Raw genomic sequence first — 18822 nt, forward strand, 5'->3', positions numbered from 1 at the left:
CAAAAAAGCCCCCCGACTACTCCAGCGGCGCGTCCAGGGCCACATGCCGCACGCCCGGCAGATGGCCGTCCAGTTCCCCGGGTTCGAAGCGGCACATCCCGACCGCGTGCCAGAACTCGCCGGTGACGTCTCCCTCGTACTTGTAACCGCCGGTCGGGGACAGGGCCGCCCAGCCGGCGGGCATGCCGACCAGGGTGGCCCGCAGGGTGGCGGGGGCGTCCGCGGGGACGTGCCACAGCCGTACCGTGCCGTCCTCGCCGCCGCTGGCCAGCAGGGAGCCGTCGGGGCTGAACGCCACCGCGAGGATCCGCCCGGTGTGGCCCGTCAACAGCGCCGTCTCCTCGCCGGTCTCCGGGTTCCACAGGCGGACCGTGCGGTCGTCGCCCGCCGTCGCCAGCAGGGGGCGCCGGGGGTGGGCGGCGGCCGTCCAGAGCTTGCCGGTGTGGCCGGTGAGACGGTGGGCGATCTCGCCGTCCCGCCAGATCAGCGCCGTACCGTCCCAGGAGGCGCTGGCCAGCCAGGAGCCGTCGGGGGCGAACGCCACCGCGTACACCCGCTCGGTGTGGCCGTCGAGTTCGCTGGTGATACGGCGGCCGTCCATGTCCCAGATCCGCACCTTGCGGTCGTCGCAGCCGGTGGCCAGGACCGCGCCGTCGGACCGGAAGGCGATCGCGCGGACCCGGCCGTAGTGCTCGGTGATGGTGGCGACATGCGCTCCGGTGGCCCGGTACCACAGCCGTACGGTGTCGTCGTCGTTGGCGGTGGCGAGCAGTTCGCCGTCGGCGCTGAACGCCTCCGCCCACACATGGTCGGTCTCGACGTCCAGTTCGCGCTGGTACTCGCCGGTGGCCGCGTTCCACAGGTAGATGTCGCCGTCGCTGCTCGCGGTGGCCAGCAGCGGGCCCGCGGGCCCGAACGCCGCCGAGACCAGCCGGTCGCTCTGGCCGGTGAGTTCGCGCAGCCGCCGGCCGGAGGCGGAGTGCCAGACCCGGACCACGCCGTCGTTGCCGCCGGCCGCCAGCATCGCGCCGTCGGCGCTGAAGGACAGGGTGCCGATGCGCCGCCCGTGGCCGCGCAGGATGCGCCGGCCCTGGCCGGTGGCCGGCTCCCACAGCCGTACGACACCGTCGTTGCCGCCGGTCACCAGCAGCGCGCCGGGGCCCTGGGCGGGCGTGTCACCGTGCGGGCGGAACTTGCACACCCACACCGAGCCGCGGTGCTCGGCGGGCTGCCGGCTGAGCGGCGCGGCGACCGGGTCGGCCGCCGGGTCGATCCGCCACAGCCGGACCACGCCTGCGCTGTCCCCGGCGGCGAGCAGGGTCCCGCCGGGGTCGAACAGCACCTGGTACACAGCCCCGCGGCAGCCGCCGAGCAGCCCGGCGCAGCCTCCGGCGGCCAGGTCCCACAGCCGTACCTCCCCCTGGGTGTCGCCGCTGATCAGCAGGGCGCCGCCGGGGTGGAAGTCCAGGGTGTAGACCCGGCCGGAGTGCCCGGTGAACGCATGCCGCAGGGTGCGGGCAGCGAGGTCCCAGATCCGCACGGTGCCGCCCGCCCGGTCGCCGCCGCGGTCGGCGGTGGCCAGCAGGGTGCCGTCCGGGCTGAACCGCGCCCGGTACACCGCGCCCTGGTGGCCGGGCAGTTCCCCGGTCTGCCGCCCGGTGGCGAGGTCCCACAGCCGTACGGCGCCGGAGGCGTCCCCGGTGACCAGGGAGGTGTCGTCCGGTCCGAACGCCACGGTGTAGACGGGTGCGGTGTGGCCGGGCAGCCGGTGCAGCGGGGTGCCCGAGGCCGTGTCCCAGACGGTGACCACGCCGTCGGCGTCGCCGGTGGCGATGAGGACGCCCTCGGTGTCGAGGGTGAGCGGCCAGACGCCGTCCGGGTGGATCTCCAGCCGGTGCAGACAGCGGCCGGAGACCGGGTCCCACAGGCGTACGGTGCCGTCCGCGCTGCCGGTGGCGAGGACGCGAGCGCGGCACTTGACGGCGTAGACCCGGCCCGTGTGGCCCTGCAGGGTGCGCAGCGGCATGCCGGTGGCGGCGTCGCAGACGAGGACGCCGCCGTCCTCGCTGCCGACGGCGAGCAGTTCGCCGTCGGGGCTGTAGGAGATGGGTTCGGGCAGCCGGCTGGTGCGCATGTCGAAGCCGTACGGCACACCGACCGCGGAGGGCCTGAAGCCGGAGTCGACGGCCATGCCGGGCGCGATCGAGGCGGTGGCCAGCTCGGGGCTGTCCGTCAGGGTCCCGGTGGTCGCCGAGATCAGCGCGGCGCGGCGCCAGCGGCCGCCGTCCACCCGGGCGCCGGTCAGGTCGGTGCCGATCAGCCGGGCCCGTCTCAGGTCGGCGCCGCGCAGGTCGGCGCCGGTCAGATCGGCGCCGTCGAGGCGGGCGCCGACGAGGCGGGCGCCGCGCAGGACGGCGCCGGAGAGGCCGGCGCCGACGAGGCGGGCGTCGGTGAGGTCGGCGCGGGTGAGGTCGACGCCGGAGAAGTCGCGGTGGGAGAGGTCCTCCCCGGCGAGCGCGGCGCCGCGCAGATCGGTGTGGGCGGGCACCCGGAGCCGGCTGAGGATCTTCACGGCGTTGGCGTGGGCGGCTTCCAGGGAGGCGTCCCCCGAGGTGCCGGACAGCTCCCGCTCGGCCCATGCCTGGCAGATCCGGTGGTCGGCGAGGTCGCACAGGAACTCGACGGCCAGCTGGCTGAGTTGGCGCCGGTGCAGCAGGATGTCGTCGCCGTCGGTGAGCCGGCGGGCGCACTCGCGGGCGACGAGCCACTCCACGACCGAGCCGTGGATGAAGCGGAACACGCCGTCGTCGCTGCGCACCAGCAGGCTGCCGGAGCCGATGGCGTGCGCGGTCTGCGGCACCGAAAGCCGGGCGTCCGCGAGCCCGGTCAGGGTCTCGGCGACATCGGTCAGCTCGTCGAGGCGCAGCGAGTCCTGGCCGCTCTCCCACAGCCGCAGGGCGAGCGCGGTGACCGCGTCCCAGAGCTGGTCCAGGGAGAGTCCGGGGGCCCGGCCGGGGCTGCCGCCGCCGCGCTGCGCCTCGAAGCCCAGCCAGGCGGTGAGCACTTCCTGGTACAGCCCGGCGGGGCTGAGGGCGCGTCCGGCACCGGCGACCGCGCGCAGCTGGTCGTCGTCGAGGTCGGCGACGAAGCCGAGCAGCCGGGGGTTGCGGCACAGGGCGAGCAGGTCGGGGATGGCGTCGAGCAGCCGGAGCCGGTGGTCGGCGGCGCGGTCGTCGCCGGCGTAGCGGTTGACCAGGTAGGCGCGGATCTGCTGCGGGGTGAACTCCTGGACGGCCAGGACCCGGCGGTGCGGGAGCAGGCCGACGCGTTCGCCGAGCGCGGTGAGCACCTGGCCCTGGGAGCGGAAGTGCTGGGTGCGGCTGGAGACCAGGATCTTGGCGCTGTCCACGGCGGAGTCCAGCAGCACCTGGAGGCGTTCGGCGGCGCGGTCGTAGGTGACCTGGTTGACGAGTTCGTCGAAGCCGTCGAAGAGCAGCACGATGCGGCCCTGCTGGAGCATGTAGCGGAAGGCGCGCAGGTCGATGTTGTCGACGCCGTGGGCGGCGAGGTGGCCGGCGACGAGTCCCTCGAAGGAGTAGGCCCGGTCCAGGGCGTGCAGTTCGATCAACAGCGGGACCAGGTACGGCAGTTCGGCGGGGATACGGCGGGCCAGCTCGCGCAGCGCGAAGGTCTTGCCGTGTCCGAAGTCGCCGAGGAGCAGCAGGAAGCGCCCCTGGTCGGAGTCGAGCAGCCGGAGCATCTCGTCGACCAGCCCGTCGCGGTCCTCCGCGTCGAGGCGCTCCACCTCACGGTACCGCTGCGGCAGGTACATGCCCGGGGGATAGCGGGGGTCGGTGCGCAGCCGCTCGCTCTGCGCGGAGACGTATCCGCGCAGGTCGAGCAGGCCCTGGAACTCGGTGAAGCTGCGCACCCGGATGCCTCGTCGGCGGGCCGCGTCGCGCAGCTCGCGGGCGGGCGGCGGGCCGTCGTGGACGAGTTCGGCCTCGGTCTCGGCGTCGGCGGCGTGCACGAGGGCCGCGAACCGGTCGACGTCATCCGCGGCCGGGGTGCCGGTGTGCACGGCCACGCGCTGCTGGCGGACGAAGCCGGACTGGGTCCAGGTGACGAGCAGTTGCGGCACCGGCCCGTCCACCGGGCGGATCTGGGCGCCCTCGTGGCGGGTGCGGCACACCTCCGCGACCCGGGCGAGGAGTATCTCGGCCGGGGTCTGCACGGCACGCGGCTCGGTCTCGGGCGCGGGGCCGCCGCCGGGGACGGCCGGCGGTGCGGCGTCCGGGGTCTGCGGCCCGAAGGCCCGCTGGGCCCGCTGGGCCCGCCGCCACGGGACCGGCCGCCGCCGGGGCTCGCCCGGCCCCTGCCAGACGGCCAGCTGGTCGCGGCTGACCCGCAGCAGCTGGTGCCCGCCCGGCCGGGCCGTGCCGATCACCGGCACCTCGCCGGAGCCGGTGGCCAGGTCGGGCCGCGCGGCGCCGGAGTCGGCCGGGCCGTGCAGCAGCAGATGGAGCCGGGGCGCGGTCAGCCGGGTCAGCACATCGGTGTCGCGCAGCGGGCCGCTGCCGTCCAGCGCGGCCGTACCCGGCGCACCGGCCCTGCGGACACCGGCGGCGGGCCGGGCGGCGCCGGGCGAGTGCCGTACGACGCCGATCCGCAGCCATCCCTCGGTCTCGTGCGGCCGCAGCGCCTGCGCGAACCAGGCGGCCTGCTCCCGCCCGATCAGCCCGTACTGGTCGTCGCGCCGATGGCTGTAGGCCATGGACGAGTTCAACCCCGCGACCACGGTGTGCAGTTCGGGCACGGGGAAGAGGGTCCAGGGCTGATCGCTGTCGAAGACGACGTCGAGCCCCTGGTACAGCTCCTGGAACAGCCGGGCGAAGTGCCGCCACTTGGGCCAGTACGGCGGCCGGGGCGGCATCTCGTCGGCCTCGCAGGTGCTGAAGTAGGCCTGGCAGGCGGCCTGGTTGACGTCCTGGCCGCCGGGGACGAGGGCGACCCGGTGCGGTTCCAGCCCGAGCAGGGCGCGCAGCCCGGTGAGGAACGCGAGGGCCTGCTCGAACTCGCGGCGGCTGCCGGAGGCGGTGAGGTCCCCGGTGACGACCAGCAGATCGGGCGAGGGCGCCCCCGCGTCGGTCAGTTCGACCAGGTCGCCCCAGATCGCGGCCTGCAGCTCGGCGGGGTCCTGGCCCCGGCCGAAGGCGGGTCCGGCCAGCTGGAGCACGGTGACCGCCTCCCGCTCCCGGACCTCCGGGGTCACCCGCGGATACGACGGCGGCGCCGCCGGTCTGCGGCGCCCCGCCCATCCGGGTCCGCCGAGCGGCCGTCCGGGGCTCGGCGCGGACGGGGCGGGCGGCACGGGGTGGCCGTTCGCCCCCGGGTAGTCCGGGCGGGCGCTGGGCCGGGCCCGCCCGTCGAGGGCCTGCCGGACCCGGGCGAGCAGCAGCTCCCGGGCCGCCGCCGGATCGGCGACCGGCACCAGGTCGACGTAGGTGATGGTGGCGAGCAGCCCCTCCACCGGGATGTCCTCGACCCGCACGGTGATCAGCCGCCGCTCCGGCGCGTCCGGGTCGGCGCGCAGCGCGGCCTGCCACTCCATCCGCCCGTACCGGGAGCGCTCGTAGTTGTGCGACAGTACGGCGATGACGGCGGCGGACTCGCTCACCCCCCGGTCCATGAAGTCGACGAAGTTCGTGCCCGGCACGAAGTCCCAGGCCTGCAGGACCGTCCGGTACCCGGCCTCCTCCAGGGTCCAGGCGATCCAGGACGCCCAGCGTTCGTCGGCCGGCGAGTAGCTGATGAAGAAGTCCAATGGCCCGGTGTCCCCCGGGGTGTTCTGACGAGCCACCATGTATGCATGATGCCGTGAAAAGAGAGGCTGATACCGGTCGTTTCCAGGCGTTCGACGGCGCCCAGGTCACAGCAGGGCACAACTGTGCGACCCTTCCAACCGTGCGTGCCTTATTGCGTCTGCATGTCCTCGACCGGGTGGCGATCGGTCTGCTGGCGACCGGACTGCTCTGTGTGGCCACGGGATTGCTGCCCACCGGTTCCGCATCCGACGCGATGACCCGCATCGCACCGCTGCTGCCCTTCCTGGGCACGGTGATCGTGCTGGCCGAACTGACCAGCAGGGCCGAGGTGTTCGACGTGCTGGCGGCGCGGGTGGCCAGGGCCGGGCGGGGCAGCTATCCCCTCCTGTTCCTGTTGTGCATGGCCTTCGCCTCGGTCACGACGATCGCCCTGAACCTGGACACGACAGCGGTCCTGCTGACACCGGTGATGCTGGCGCTCGCCTCGCGGGTGGGCATCGCGCCGGTGCCGCTGGCGATGACCACGGTGTGGCTGGCCAACACGGCGAGCCTGCTGCTGCCCGTGTCGAACCTGACGAACCTGCTGGCCGCGAACCGGGTCGCGCTGTCCCCGCTGGGCCTGGCGGGCCGGATGTGGGCGCCGCAACTCGCCGCGCTGATCGTGACGATGGCTTGTTTGTGGCTGTTCTTCTGGCGGCGGGGCATGCGTGGGGGGCCTGTTGCCGACGAGTCGGGACTGATGACCGCCGTACCGGTGTCGGGACCCGGTGCGGCGCGCGCGGCGGACGTCCACCCCGACGCGGCCGACCGCTATGTGCCGCCCGCCGTGCACCGCCCCGCCGATCCGGTGCTCTTCCGGGCCTGCGCGCTCGCCTGCGCCGGTTTCCTGGTCGCCATCCTGGTGGCCGACGTGCCGCTGTGGATGGCCTCCACGACGGCCGCGCTCGTCGCCGTGGCCGCCTTCGCGGTCCGCGACCGGTCAGCGATCCGGCTGTCGCTGATCCCCTGGCGGCTGCTGGTGATGGTGCCCGGCATGTTCCTGGTGGTCGAGACGGTCAACGCGCACGGACTGCACCACCTGCTGGCCTCGGCGGTCGGCGACGACGGCGGCACGCTGGGCCTGTTCCGCGCGGCGGCGGTGGGCGGCGGCCTGTCCAACGCCCTCAACAATCTCCCCGTCTACCTCGCCGGGGAGGCGGCGGTCCCAGTCGCCAACCACGACCAGCTCCTCGCCCTGCTGACCGGCACCAACGCCGGCCCCGTGATCACCCCTTGGGCGTCCCTGGCGACCCTCCTGTGGTACGAGCGCTGCCATGCGTACGGCGTCCGGGTGCCGGTGGCGCGGCAGATGGGCACGGGCGCGGTACTGGCGACGGCGGCGGTGGTCGCGTCGGTGACGGTGCTGGCGCTGACGCGCTAGACGACCCCTCTCCCCGCCACACGGCCACAAGAAACAACCAAAAATTAGCCAAGATCAGGCAATGTGTGCTTCTATTTCGGCCGCAAAACGATCACTCAAGGACGGCACCGCACCGCACGACTACGAGACCGGCTTCACCATCCCGGCCGGGATGAAGGCCGTCACCCACGACGACGGCTCGGTGTCCCTGTACTCCGAGGGCGACGACCAGGCCGATAAGCAGCCGCGGAAGGACCCCGCCGGCTTCTTCGACGCGCCCTGGGCCAAGGACGCCCACGGCAAGGACGTCCCCACCAGCTACAAGGTCGTCGGCAACCGGCTCGTCCAGCACGTCGAGTTCGACGCGAAGAGCGCCTTCCCGATCGTCATCGACCCGTCCTGGTGGTCCACCACCAAGAAGGTCCTGTGGTGCGCCGCGACCGTCGCCGGGTTCATCGCCGCGTTCACCCCGGCGGGATCCTCCAAGCGCGTCGTCACCGCCGTACGCCTGGTGAAGAAGATCGGCGTCAAGAAGACCGCGCAGCTCAAATGATGTGCCGTAGCTGCTCGCACATCACGTCGGGACCCCCGACGACCTGCCGAAGCACCGCCTCGCTGAGAAGGGCATAGAACTCGGGCGAGTCGAAGCTGTCGAGAATGCGGGCCCGTTCGAGGCGTGTGACAAGGAGCTTGTCACGCTGCTCGTCATTGTTGCGAGGGTAACCGGAATTCAACACCGCGTACGCGTAACGCTGCGTCTGGAGTATGCCTGGCACCAGGCTCGGCGCGTACTCCTTGATGATCGTCGCCTGGCTCTCGAACTCCATCGCCTCGGCGAAGTGCTCCGCCACCTGCCTGCCATCCAGCGTCGGCAGGAACCGCACGAAAAACCCGTCCGTACCCAACTCCCGATCCAGCCGCCGCGCATCTTCGATGTCCGGCCTGCGCCGCCCCGCCTCAATGTGGGCGATATGCGTGCGCGACATCACGACACGCTGGCTCAGTTCCTCCTGTGTGAGTCCCGCCGCCTCCCTCCTCCGCTTCAGCTCCTGCCCGTACTGCTCCCGCGTACGCGGATTGTCCTCGATGGCCACCTGTACAACTCCCCCTGGTGCGCACCCGGTTGTCACGCTCGGTCATCTTCCGAAGGTACTCCCGCCCACCTCACTCTGTGCACGTATCGCCACGGAAAGTGAAAGGCGCGGGAATGCGGGACAAGGAAGAGGACGGGTTCGTCAGCGTGTACCTCACGCTGGCGGTCTCCCGGGACGGTGGACGGACGTGGGGCCCGACGGTGACGTACCGGCCGCCGAAGAACGCCGCGCCGCTGGACCTGTCGGGGCGGTTCCCGCCGTGTGCGTGCCCTCGGTGCCGGGAGAGAAAGGGCTGACCAGGTCGAGGAGGTGCGGCAGCATCTCCGGGCGCCCGGCGACGAAGGAGCGCCCGGTGTCGGGGCCGCCGAAGCCGCCGCCGAACTCCGCGCCGTCCAGGTGCCGCAGGGCGACACCGGCCTCGCGGGCGAGCAGCGCTCCGGCGGGGAGGTCGATCGCCTCCGCGCGGTAGCCGACGAAGCCGTCGATGTCGCCCCGGGCCAGCATCGCCCAGGCGACGAGGGGCGCCCAGAGCTGGAGGAGGCGCCGGGAGCGGAGTTCGAGGGTGTGGCGCAGGGCGCAGGCGACGGGGTCGTCGCGGGAGACGGTGTGGCCCTGGGTCCAGGCCAGCAGGGGTCCGGCGACGGGCAGCGGGCGACCGCTCGCGGGGACCGTGAGGCGCCCGCCGGGCCCCTGGGCCCCGCCGCCGCGCCGGGCGGACCAGGTGCGGCCGGTGCTCGGGTCGTGGACGACGCCGACGACGGGGGTGTCCTCGACGCACAGGGCGACACCGACGACGTAGACGGGGAGCCCGATCACCACGTTGTTGCTGCCGTCGAGGGGGTCGATCAGCCAGGTGCGGCCGCCGCCGTCACCGGCGAGTTCACCGGACTCCTCGGCGAGGATGCGGTCGTGCGGGAAGCGGTCCCGGATCCGGCCGACCACCAGTTGCTCGGCGGCCAGGTCCAAGTCGGTGACGACGTCGCCGAGTCGGCCCTTGGCCCGGGCGGCGAAGCCGTCCGGGAAGCGGGAGCGCAGCAGCGCCCCGGCCTCCTCGGCGGCGCCCACGGCCGTACGGTGCTCGACGGCGTATCCGGACGACGGGTCAGGGTTCGGGCTCATGGATCCTCCTGAGGGCGGTCCGAGCGATCCGGGCGGTCTGGGTCGCGTCGCACGTCCGGCGGACCATGCGGTGCCCGGGGGCGGACGGCGGGCCCAGGGAGAGGTCCAGCCTGCCGGGCAGGGTGCGCCCCAGGACCAGGGTGGCGGTGGGGCGGCCGTCCGGTACCACGCTGGTGTGGAACGCCCCCGCCGGGAGGGTGTAGCTCTGGCCCCGCGCGCTGGTCTGTTCTCTGCCGGGCCGTGGGCGCACCAGCCGTTCGGTGGGACGCAACTCGTCGACGCCGGACGGATCGCTGAGCACTTCGAAGACCCGGTGGGTGGGTTCGCCGGTGTCGTCGTCCACGTCCACACGCTTGTTGTCCAGCCGCCCGTACAGCACAGTGCTGGTCAAGTCCCAGCTGTGGCAGTGGACTTGGGGTACGGAGTGGTCGGGTTCGGCCTCCGGTGCACCGAAGACGTGGACACAGACGCCGTCGTCGCCGTCGCGCAGGACGGGCAGGCAGACGAACCCCAGTGGATGGCGTACCGCGTGCAGGTCGTGGCGGCCGGAGACGATCCGGTCCAGTTCCGCGACGGCGTGTCGTACCAGCTCGGCGGTGGCGTGCCGCCGGGCGGCCCGTTCGAGGGCCGGGTAGTCCATGTTCCTTCCCCCCTTTGGCCGGAACACGGCGCTCACCTGCGGTACGGATTCTCCGCGCGCAGCGCCTTGTCGATGATGTCGCCGACGTCACGATCGCTGAAGCTCGACGGAAGTGGCAGGCCGAGCCGGTCGAGGAGGCGTCTGACCTCGTCGACGGTGGGCTCGTCGGCGAGGGGGACGGCCTCGCGCAGATCGAGCTTGACCGCCTGCTCGCGGCTCTGGTGCAGCTCGGTGACGTAGTAGTCGTAGAGCGGCCGGTCCCGCTCCACGTAGAGGCTGACCCGGCTGGGGTCGTCCTGGGTGATGATCAGGCAGGTGTCCGAGAGGTCGAAGCGGAGCGCCGGTGCGACCGAGGACAGGTGGACGTCTATCTCCAGGGTGTCCAGCCGCTGCCGGTGCCAGCTCGCGGCGACGACGGTGGCGTACGCCTCCTTGCGGGTGCGCTCGACGGTCCACTCGGCGACGCCGCCGCCGGGCCCCGGCCCGAAGGTGCTGCGGAACCGGGCGTACGCGGCGCACACCTGGTCGTCGGCGGGATTGATGATGTCGATCTTCATGCTGAGGGAGCGCCGCTGGCGTTGTGCCTCCAGCATGCACTCGGGCAGCGTCACGGCCCGCAGATAGGTGCCGGTGCCGCCCTTGAACACCCAGCGGCTGGTGGTACGCCGGGCCTGCTCGTGGGCGAGCGCGGTCTCCGCCCCGGAGAGCGCGCGCACCATCGCCAGGTCCTCGATGGCCCGGCTGGTTCCCTGCGTCGCGACGCGGAGGTCGGCCATCCGCCGCCGGCGCTCGGTGAGCGAGCCGTACACCAGCGCCGCCAGCACCAGCAGCGTGGCGCCGGAGACGATGTTGGGGTCCATGCTCTGGCTGAAGACGTCCATGGCCCCGACGACCAGGGCGACGGCGATGGCGATGACCCCGTCCAGGTTCCGTAGCGTCCAGGCGATCGCGTTCTCCAGGCGGCGCCCGGCCCCCTGCGGCGTGCTGCTCGTCACGTCCACCCTCCCCCGACGGTGACTTCCATCGTAGGAGCAAGGGCCGTTGGTCAGCCATGCGTCAAATCAGCCGTCCCAGCGCATGACGTCACCGATGACCGAGGCGACGTAGGGAAGGTTCCAGTACGCCGAGTGCGTCCACATCCCGGTGCCGGCCCGATGGCTGACGGGGAGGTCGACCGGGGCGGTTCCGTCGTGCAGCCGGAACACCTTGGCGGCGGCGAAGGCCAGCACGTCCAGGGGCTCCCAGAGATTGGTCCAGCGGTTCAGGGAAGCCGGGAGATGAACGGGCACGGTGCCCCCGTAGGGGGTCAGTTGTCCTCCCCGGGGATCGCAGACGTGGAAGAAGGCCGCCTGGGAACCGAACGTCACCAGGGACTCGGTCCACAGGGGCACGGTGGCCGTGGCCATGTCGACGGCGATGACACCGCCGAGGCTGTGGGCCACGACGCGCACCGGGCGAGCGGCACTGCGCCCCAGGTCGGGGTGGACTTCGTCGATGACCTGGCGCACCCGGGCGTGGATGGTGTCCCGGTGACGCTGGTAGACGAGCACATCACCGAGGAAGCGGGTGGTGCCGGGCCCGAACCGGCTCCGCACGGCGTGGTTCAGGCGCGCGCCCACCGCCTGGACGGCCGCGCCCGCGACCCGGTCCAGATCGGCCAGCCGGCGGCGCACCAGGGTGCGGACGCGGTCGTGCCCGCCGGGTCCGCCGGGTCCGCCACCGCGCAGACCGTCGTACGGGTCGTCCCGGTCGGCCTCGGCCTCGGCCTCGTCCAGCAGCGACCGGGCCAGCGAACGCCCCGTCTCGCGCAGCAACCGCGCGTCGCCGGTACGGCACAGCCACTCGGTGTCGGCCCACGCCTCCCGCAGGTACTCGATGATCTGATCGGCATCGAGCGGCGAGCCGCCGCCACCGTCCCGCAGCCCCTGCCCCTCGTCCCGCGCATCGTCCGGTGCGTCGAGCTGTGCGCGGACGGCGGCCTCGACCTGCGACAGCTGCCGCGTCTCGTCGATCGCGTCGGTGAACAGCGCGGCGGCCACGGGGTCCGGCAGGAGATCCGGCAGGAGATCCGGCAGGGGCTCGGCCAGAACGTCCGCCGATGCTTCGCCGTCCGGTTCCACGCCGTCGCGCAGGGTGTCCCGGTGGCGGCCGGGGTAGGCGGGCAGCGCGGCGTCGATGAACCGCTCCTGCGCGCCCAGGTCGCCCCAGTGGACGGGAACCATGTCGACGCCGGACGCCGCGGCGAGCGCCGACACGGACGCGGTGAACTCGTCGGGGTCGCGTTGGGCGACTCCGTGGATGACGAAGACCGGATCCTTCACGTACTGCTCTCCCTCGGTTCCGCGATGTGTGCCGTGGCTGCCGGGCTGCCGTACACGGCGTAGGCCAGCCAGGTCGGATCGCCGGCATGCTGGTCGCGCGTGGTCTGCCGGGCCAGGAGCGAGGCCTTGCCGAGCGGCTGCCGACGGGTGATCAACTGGTCGTAGAAGGTCTCGGCGAACTGCAGCGCGGACCGTGACCGTACGGGCCAGAGCGTGCCGACGAACGCGCCCGCCCCCGCGTTGAGGAACTGGGGTGCCCAGCCCAGGCTCTCGCCGAACCACTCGATCTCCCCCGCGCTGCGGCAGGCGTTGAAGAACACGAGCGGGCGATGGGGGCGCAGGGTGCGCAGTTGTACCGCAGACGCCAGCTCGATGGGGTCGAAGGGTCCGTCGGCCATGGTCACGCAGGAGCCGGTGCCGGTGAAGGCGTTGTGGCAGGCGAAGTGGAGCAGACCGGCGTGCCCGCCCTCGATCAGCGCGGTCAGCGCCGCACCGTCGGTCAGCACCCCCGCGTCGGACACCGTCGTGCCCAGACGCGCCCGCAGGGACGTCACCTCCTCGCCCGCGTCGTCCGGCGAGCCGGGCGGCACCACATACGCCACGCGCGGCAGTCTCAGGCTGCGGACCCGGTCCTGCCCGTGCACCCGGCGCACCACGGGGAGCCACTCCGCGAGAAAGCCCCGGTCCTCGTGTCCCTCGTTCAACGGATACAGCAGTTCCCAGGGGACGATGTCGTGCTCCCCCAGCACGGTGAAGGCCGTGACCTGGTCGACCTCGGCCCAGAACTGGCTCTGGACGCGCTGCGGGACCACGGATTTCCACAGCTCCACGCCTTGGCTCTTCAGCCGGCCGGACAGCCAGGAGGCGTCCCTGCCCCCTCCGCCGCCCGCCGCGGCCTTCGCGGCCTTCCTCAGCTCGGCGTAGATGGCCTCGGACCCCTTGCGGGGGTCGCCGCCCCGGAAGTCGACGACCTCACGTGCGTAGAACGTCTCGCTGATCAGCTGGAAGCTGTAGGCGCCGGCTCCGTCCTCCTTGAGGACCTGGAGCGTGACCTCTCCGGGATCGAACGCCACGGAGGCCAGCGGCGCGTGGCGCTGCGGGCCGTCCCTGGTGATCTGGCCGTGCCCGACCGACATCTGGCAGATCACCTCGCCGAGGAACGTGCCGCCCCTGAACGCCCGGACCGTCACCTCGTGCAGCCCCGGCTTCGACGCTCTGAGCCTGAAGAGCAGGACGTCCGAGTCCACGCCGGGCATGACGTGCAGGGCCTGGTGCAGGTCGTCGACGGCCTCCAGACCGGGAGCGTGCAGGGTGACGATCACCTGCGCCCCGGCCGGCGGGAGGCGGAACGAGCGCAGGGGCGCGCCTCTTTCACCGCCCTGGACGATCTGCACATGCAGCGGTACGACCCGGCCCGGCGAGGTCTGCTCGACCAACTCGGCGACCAGCGACCGGGGTTCCATCGAGGCGGGCCCTGCGGGGGCCGCGTCCGGGGGCGGCAGAACGAAGAAGGGCTGCGGCGGGCCCGCCGAGGCCGGCGGCCACCCTGGCGGCGCCTGTGGGACGGGGGGAGCACTCGCCGGTACCGGTCCCGGTACCGGTCCCGGTACCTGTGCCTGTGCCGGTGCTGGTGCCGGCGGCTCGGGATGCGGCTCGTCCCCCGCGTCCGTGCTGTACCAGGCCGGTGGGACGTAGTCGAGCGTGAACTCGTCCGGTGCGACCAGGAGATCCGGCTCGTCGAGCGTTTCGGGTTCCTCCAGCAGGCCGACCACGGTGACAAGCCGGTTGAGTTCGTAGGGGCCGGGCGGTGCGGCGCTCCGCGCGCCTTCACCAGGACGCCGAGTGTCCCGGACGCGCGGCTCCGGCAGGTCCTGCGGTGCGGGGGCGGGAGGACCGGCGGTGAAGTTGCACTGGGGTGCGGGCGGTTCGGGAGCGGCCGGGTCGGCAGGGCTGCCGGGCCCGGCGTCACGACCGGTGTGCCTGGCGTCGAGGCGGGCGCGAAGGCGGCGCAGACAGCGCTGGCGCATCGGTCCGATGCTGCCGACGGGGATGCCCAGTGCGACGGAGATCTCCCGATAGCTGGGCGGCGGGGAGGCCAGAAGCAGGCGCAGCAACTGCCTGCACCGCTCCCCGAGTTGCTCGAACTCCTCCCACAGCTGCCGGACCCGCTCGCCCTCGGCGGCCGCCCCCTCGGGGTCGGGTAACGCCGCGTCGGGCACAGGGTCCTCGTCGACTCGGCCGGGCGTCCGGGGTTCGTCGGCCGGGGCCGGTCGCGGCATTCCCTTGAGCGCCCTGAGGCATTCGTGGCGCGCGGTGGCCGCCAGCCAGGCCCCGGCCTTGTCCGGTTCGCGGATCCGCGAGGCGTGCCGAGCGAAGCTGAACCACACCTTCTGGTAGACGTCGTGCGCGTCCGCGTCGGGCAACCGGTGCGCGCGCACAACGGACCACACCAGCGGGCTCAGCCCTTCCACCAGCGCCTTCCAGGCTGCCGTGTCGCCGTCCACGGCCGCCCGGACGAGTGCGCCGACTTCAGCTCGGTCCACGGCTCCCCCTTTGGTACGGCAAGCCATCGTATGCCGGACACACGCTCACGACAGGTCGTTGCGCCCCAGCCAGGCGGGCTTCACCGGCACCCCGTCGGCGTACTTCTCGACGTCGTCGACGTCCTCAACCTCTTCAACTTGCCCCACCGGTTCATCCGCGGCGGAGTCCTCCAGCAGCTCCGCCACCGTGAACCGGGTGGCGAACGACTGCCACGCCCCGTCGACGACGAGGAGGAACCCGTCTCCCTCCCGAAGAAGCCGACGGCGCCGGGGGCTTCGGGGGTGCTCGGGCGCATAGCTCCGGGCCCGCCGCTCCAGCTCCGCGAGCGCCTCGGCACGGGATCCGTGGACGTGCGCCACCACACAAGCCTCGACATGCTTACGATCACCGGAACTCACGGTCGTCTCGATGACCAGCCCCCATACCGACATGTTCCAGGCCCCCTTCGGACTCGTACGGCCCTCCACGGTAGAAGGCCGCCCACGCACGTCCGCAGGGCGCGGACGACCGCCTAGAGCCCCACGATCCTGTTCCAGCGCTTGGCGAACTCCACCCGTTCCGTGGAGGTGATGTCGCGGGCGATGGCGAGGTGCTTGCGCATCGTGGTGTCGGGGAAGATCAGCGGGTTGTCGGCGAGGGCCGCCGTGTCCTTGTCCTTCGAGGCCGCCAGGACCTCCTTGGCGGCCGGGACCGGGCAGACGTAGTTGACCCAGGCGGCGAGCTTCGCGGCGGCCTCGGGGGCGTAGTAGTAGTCGATCAGGCGCTCGGCGTTGGCCTTGTGGCGGGCCCGGTTGGGGATCATCAGGGAGTCCGACCACAGCTCGGCGCCCTCCTCGGGCACGACGAAGCGGATGTCGGGGTTGTCCGCCTGGAGCTGGATGACGTCGCCCGAGTAGGCCTGGCAGGCCAGCACGTCGCCGCTGACCAGGTCCTTGGTGTAGTCGTTGCCGGTGAAGCGGCGGATCTGCCCGCGGTGGACCTGCCGCTCCACCTGGTCGCAGACCTGGTGGAAGTCGTCCGCCGTCCACCGGGTGATGTCCACGCCGTCGCCCTGCATGAGCAGCGCGAAGGACTCGTCCAGGCCGGACAGGAGGGTCACGCGGCCCTTGAGGTCGCCGGCCCAGAGGTCCTTGACGTGCCGGATCTCGCGGCCGAGTTTCCTGCGGTTGTAGGCGATTCCGGTGATGCCCGACTGCCAGGGGACGGTGAAGAGACGGCCCTTGTCGAAGGCCGGTGATCGGAGCAGCGGGTCCAGGTACTCGGCCACGTTCGGCTGGTGGGCGCGGTCCATCTGCTGCACCCAGCCGAGGCGCACGAAACGGGCGCACATCCAGTCGCTGATGACGATCAGGTCGCGGCCGGTCGACTGATGGTTCATCAGCGCGGGGCTGATCTTGCCGAAGAACTCGTCGTTGTCGTTGATCTCCTCGGCGTAGTCGACGGATATGCCGGTGCGCTTCACGAACGTGTCCAGCGTGGGGCGCCGGTTCGGGTTCTTGTCGTCGGTGTCGATGTACAGCGGCCAGTTCGCCCAGGTCAGCTTCTTGTCGGCCGCGGAGTCATCGGCGACGGCCCGGTCGCCGGGCGCGACATAGGCGGCGGGCACCCCGCAGCCCGCCAGGGCGCCGAGCGCGGCGGTGCCGCCGAGGGCGCGCAGAAGGGAACGGCGGGACATCGCGGACGTACGAGAGGAAGTCAGGGGCACCCCGGAAGGATGCCCGCCCGCCCGCCGGACGGACAATCGACGCTGCGTCGAGCATGCCCCCGCCTGTCCGACACCTTGTCGATCAGCGCCGGTCACCCACCGCTCACGCCTCGGCCGGCCCCCAGCTTCCCACCAGCCCCAGCGCCTCGGCCGCGCCCGGCTCGGGCGCCGGGAGATAGCTGACGAGAACCTGGCCGGGCTCGGGCGTGTGGAGCACCTCGAAGTCCAGGGCGAGCGGCCCGACCAGCGGATGGCAAAGGGTGTAGCGGCCGGGGCCCTTGTCCGCCACGTCCTGGCGGGCCCACAGCGCGGCGAACTCCTCGCTCTTCATGGCGAGCGTGCCGATGAGGGAGGCGAGCGCGGGATCGTCGGGATAGCGGCCCACGCTCACCCGCAGGAAGGCCACCGTCGCCTCCGCCTTCGCCCGCCAGCTGTCCGCGAACAGGTCCCGGTAGGGCGGATCGAGGAAGATCAGGTGCGCGAACGTCCGCCGGTCCTCCGGTACGTCGGCGAAGTCGCCGAAGACCGCAGCGGCGAGCGGGTTCCAGGCCAGCACCTGAGTGAGGTGGCCGCAGACGTAGGCGGGGCCGGGCTGGGCGTCGATCAGCCGGCGCAGGGAGGGCCGTACCGCCGCGCAGGCCGGTGCCGCGTCCGGCAGGGCGCGGTCGGGCCGAGCCAGGTTGCGCAGATGCGTCCGCTCGGCCGGGTCCAGGCGCAGCGCCCGGCCGACGGCCTCCAGGACGGAGTCCGAGACGTGCGGGTTGCGGCCCTGTTCCAGGCGTACGTAGTACTCGACGCTGACCCCGGCCAGCTGCGCCAGTTCCTCGCGCCGCAGCCCGGGCACGCGCCGGGGTCCGTACGCGGCCAGGCCGACGTCGGCCGGGGTGAGCCGGGCCCGCCGGGCCTTGAGGAACTGACTGAGTTCGGTGCGCCGTTCGCCGGGTGTCGTCATGTCTTCGAGTATTCAGCGCCCGCGGCGAAGATGGGTGGTCAAGTCTTTCCCCCCTATAAAGCTTGCCTGTTGGGGGTGGTCCGGGGCGCGCAGAGTTGTGGACGTCAGCGAACCGACAAGCGTGACAAGGACGTACGACGATGACTCTCCCCCTCCGCCCCCTCGGCTCCTCCGGCCTGGACATCTCCGTGATCGGGCTCGGTGCCTGGACGTTCGGCGGCGACGGCTGGCGCTTCACCTGGGGTGCGCAGGACGACCGGCAGTCGATCGAGACCGTGCACCGGGCGGTCGAGCTGGGCGTCAACTGGATCGACACCGCGGCCGTGTACGGGCTCGGCCACTCCGAGGAGGTGGTCGGCAAGGCGCTGGCCGAACTTCCCGCGGCCGACCGGCCGTATGTCTTCACGAAGGTGGGCCTGGTCTGGGACCCGGAGAACCCGGCTGCGGCACCCCGCCGGATCATGCAGCCCGACAGCGTACGGCGCGAGGTCGAGGACTCGCTGCGCCGGCTCGGCGTGGAGGCGATCGACCTGTACCAGGTGCACTGGCCGGACACCGGCGCGTCCCTGAACTGGGACGGCACCGAGCCCCCCGAGGACGCGCAGGCCACCCCGCTTCAGGAGTACTGGCAGGTGATGGCCGACCTGAAAGCCGAGGGCAAGGTACGGGCGATCGGGCTGTCCAACCACTCGCCCGAGCAGCTGGCGGCGGCGCAGCGCATCGCCCCGGTCGACGCGGTCCAGCCCCCGCTGTCCCTCCTCAACCGCTCGGCCGAGCCGGAGATCGACTGGGCCGCCGACCACGGCACCGGCGTGATCCCCTACCAGCCGCTCCACTCGGGCCTGCTCAGCGGGACCTTCACCCGGGAGCGGCTGGCCTCCCTCGACCCGTCCGACTGGCGCCGCACCCACCCGGACTTCACGACCCACCTGGACAGCAGCCTCCGTACGGTGGACCGGCTGCGGACGGTCGCGGCGGCGCACGGCACGACGGTGGGGTCGGTGGCGATCGCCTGGGTGCTGGCCCGCAGGGGCGTCACGGGGGCGATCGCGGGGGCGCGGCACCCGGGGCAGATGGCGGACTGGGAGCAGGCTGCCAGCCTCCAACTAACCGAGCAGGAGCTGGAGTTCATGGCGGGCGAGTGACACAGCGCGGCCCCGGACGGGTAGGTGAGCCCGTCCGGGGCCGCGCTGCCGACGCCGTAGCAGACCAACTCCCCAGGG

General features: G+C 72.6%; 13 protein-coding genes. 3 read left to right on the top strand and 10 right to left on the bottom strand.

Going from position 1 to position 18822, the window contains the following annotated elements:
- Positions 1-16: 16 nt before the first annotated feature.
- Complete coding sequence (locus AB0L75_RS15235) at positions 17-5863, bottom strand: TIR domain-containing protein (protein ID WP_365180845.1); 5847 nt, start codon at positions 5861-5863, stop codon at positions 17-19.
- 101 nt (positions 5864-5964) lie between these two features.
- Between AB0L75_RS15235 and AB0L75_RS15240 the strand changes: the two genes are divergently transcribed.
- Positions 5965-7245 (top strand): SLC13 family permease, encoded by a 1281-nt coding sequence (locus AB0L75_RS15240; protein WP_365180847.1) that lies wholly within the window; start codon positions 5965-5967, stop codon positions 7243-7245.
- 61 nt (positions 7246-7306) lie between these two features.
- Positions 7307-7777, top strand: a complete 471-nt coding sequence (locus tag AB0L75_RS15245) for a hypothetical protein (protein WP_365180850.1) — start codon at positions 7307-7309, stop codon at positions 7775-7777.
- Here the strand turns inward: AB0L75_RS15245 and AB0L75_RS15250 are convergent.
- The 9 genes from AB0L75_RS15250 to AB0L75_RS15290 form a co-directional block, all read right to left on the bottom strand.
- Positions 7770-8318: a Scr1 family TA system antitoxin-like transcriptional regulator gene (locus AB0L75_RS15250; RefSeq protein WP_365180853.1), complete on the bottom strand. Its 549-nt coding sequence runs from the start codon at positions 8316-8318 to the stop codon at positions 7770-7772. The two genes, AB0L75_RS15245 and AB0L75_RS15250, sit on opposite strands and share 8 nt — an antisense overlap.
- Positions 8319-8471: 153 nt before the next feature.
- Entirely contained in the window at positions 8472-9437 is a 966-nt protein-coding gene (locus AB0L75_RS15255) for an inositol monophosphatase (RefSeq protein WP_365180856.1), read from the bottom strand.
- Positions 9421-10077: a hypothetical protein gene (locus AB0L75_RS15260; RefSeq protein ID WP_365180859.1), complete on the bottom strand. Its 657-nt coding sequence runs from the start codon at positions 10075-10077 to the stop codon at positions 9421-9423. The genes AB0L75_RS15255 and AB0L75_RS15260 overlap by 17 nt, the downstream gene beginning before the upstream one ends.
- A 32-nt stretch (positions 10078-10109) precedes the next feature.
- Entirely contained in the window at positions 10110-11072 is a 963-nt protein-coding gene (locus tag AB0L75_RS15265) for a hypothetical protein (RefSeq protein WP_365180861.1), read from the bottom strand.
- Positions 11073-11138: 66 nt separating this feature from the next.
- Complete coding sequence (locus tag AB0L75_RS15270) at positions 11139-12398, bottom strand: hypothetical protein (protein ID WP_365180864.1); 1260 nt, start codon at positions 12396-12398, stop codon at positions 11139-11141.
- The gene (locus AB0L75_RS15275; protein WP_365180867.1) at positions 12395-14941 is read right to left on the bottom strand and encodes a sigma-70 family RNA polymerase sigma factor; all 2547 of its coding nucleotides are present in this window, start codon (positions 14939-14941) and stop codon (positions 12395-12397) included. Before AB0L75_RS15275 ends, AB0L75_RS15270 begins: the two co-directional genes overlap by 4 nt.
- 45 nt (positions 14942-14986) lie before the next feature.
- Positions 14987-15373 (bottom strand): hypothetical protein, encoded by a 387-nt coding sequence (locus AB0L75_RS15280; protein ID WP_365180870.1) that lies wholly within the window; start codon positions 15371-15373, stop codon positions 14987-14989.
- A gap of 80 nt (positions 15374-15453) precedes the next feature.
- Positions 15454-16647 (bottom strand): extracellular solute-binding protein, encoded by a 1194-nt coding sequence (locus tag AB0L75_RS15285; RefSeq protein WP_365180873.1) that lies wholly within the window; start codon positions 16645-16647, stop codon positions 15454-15456.
- Between the two features lie 103 nt (positions 16648-16750).
- Complete coding sequence (locus AB0L75_RS15290; protein WP_365180876.1) at positions 16751-17599, bottom strand: helix-turn-helix transcriptional regulator; 849 nt, start codon at positions 17597-17599, stop codon at positions 16751-16753.
- Between the two features lie 140 nt (positions 17600-17739).
- Here AB0L75_RS15290 and AB0L75_RS15295 point away from each other — a divergent pair, with 140 nt between their 5' ends.
- Complete coding sequence (locus tag AB0L75_RS15295; RefSeq protein ID WP_365180878.1) at positions 17740-18744, top strand: aldo/keto reductase; 1005 nt, start codon at positions 17740-17742, stop codon at positions 18742-18744.
- Positions 18745-18822 lie beyond the last annotated feature (78 nt).

Origin of the sequence: Streptomyces sp. NPDC052101, from assembly GCF_040680235.1 — a bacterium.
Classification (GTDB): Bacteria; Actinomycetota; Actinomycetes; order Streptomycetales; family Streptomycetaceae; genus Streptomyces.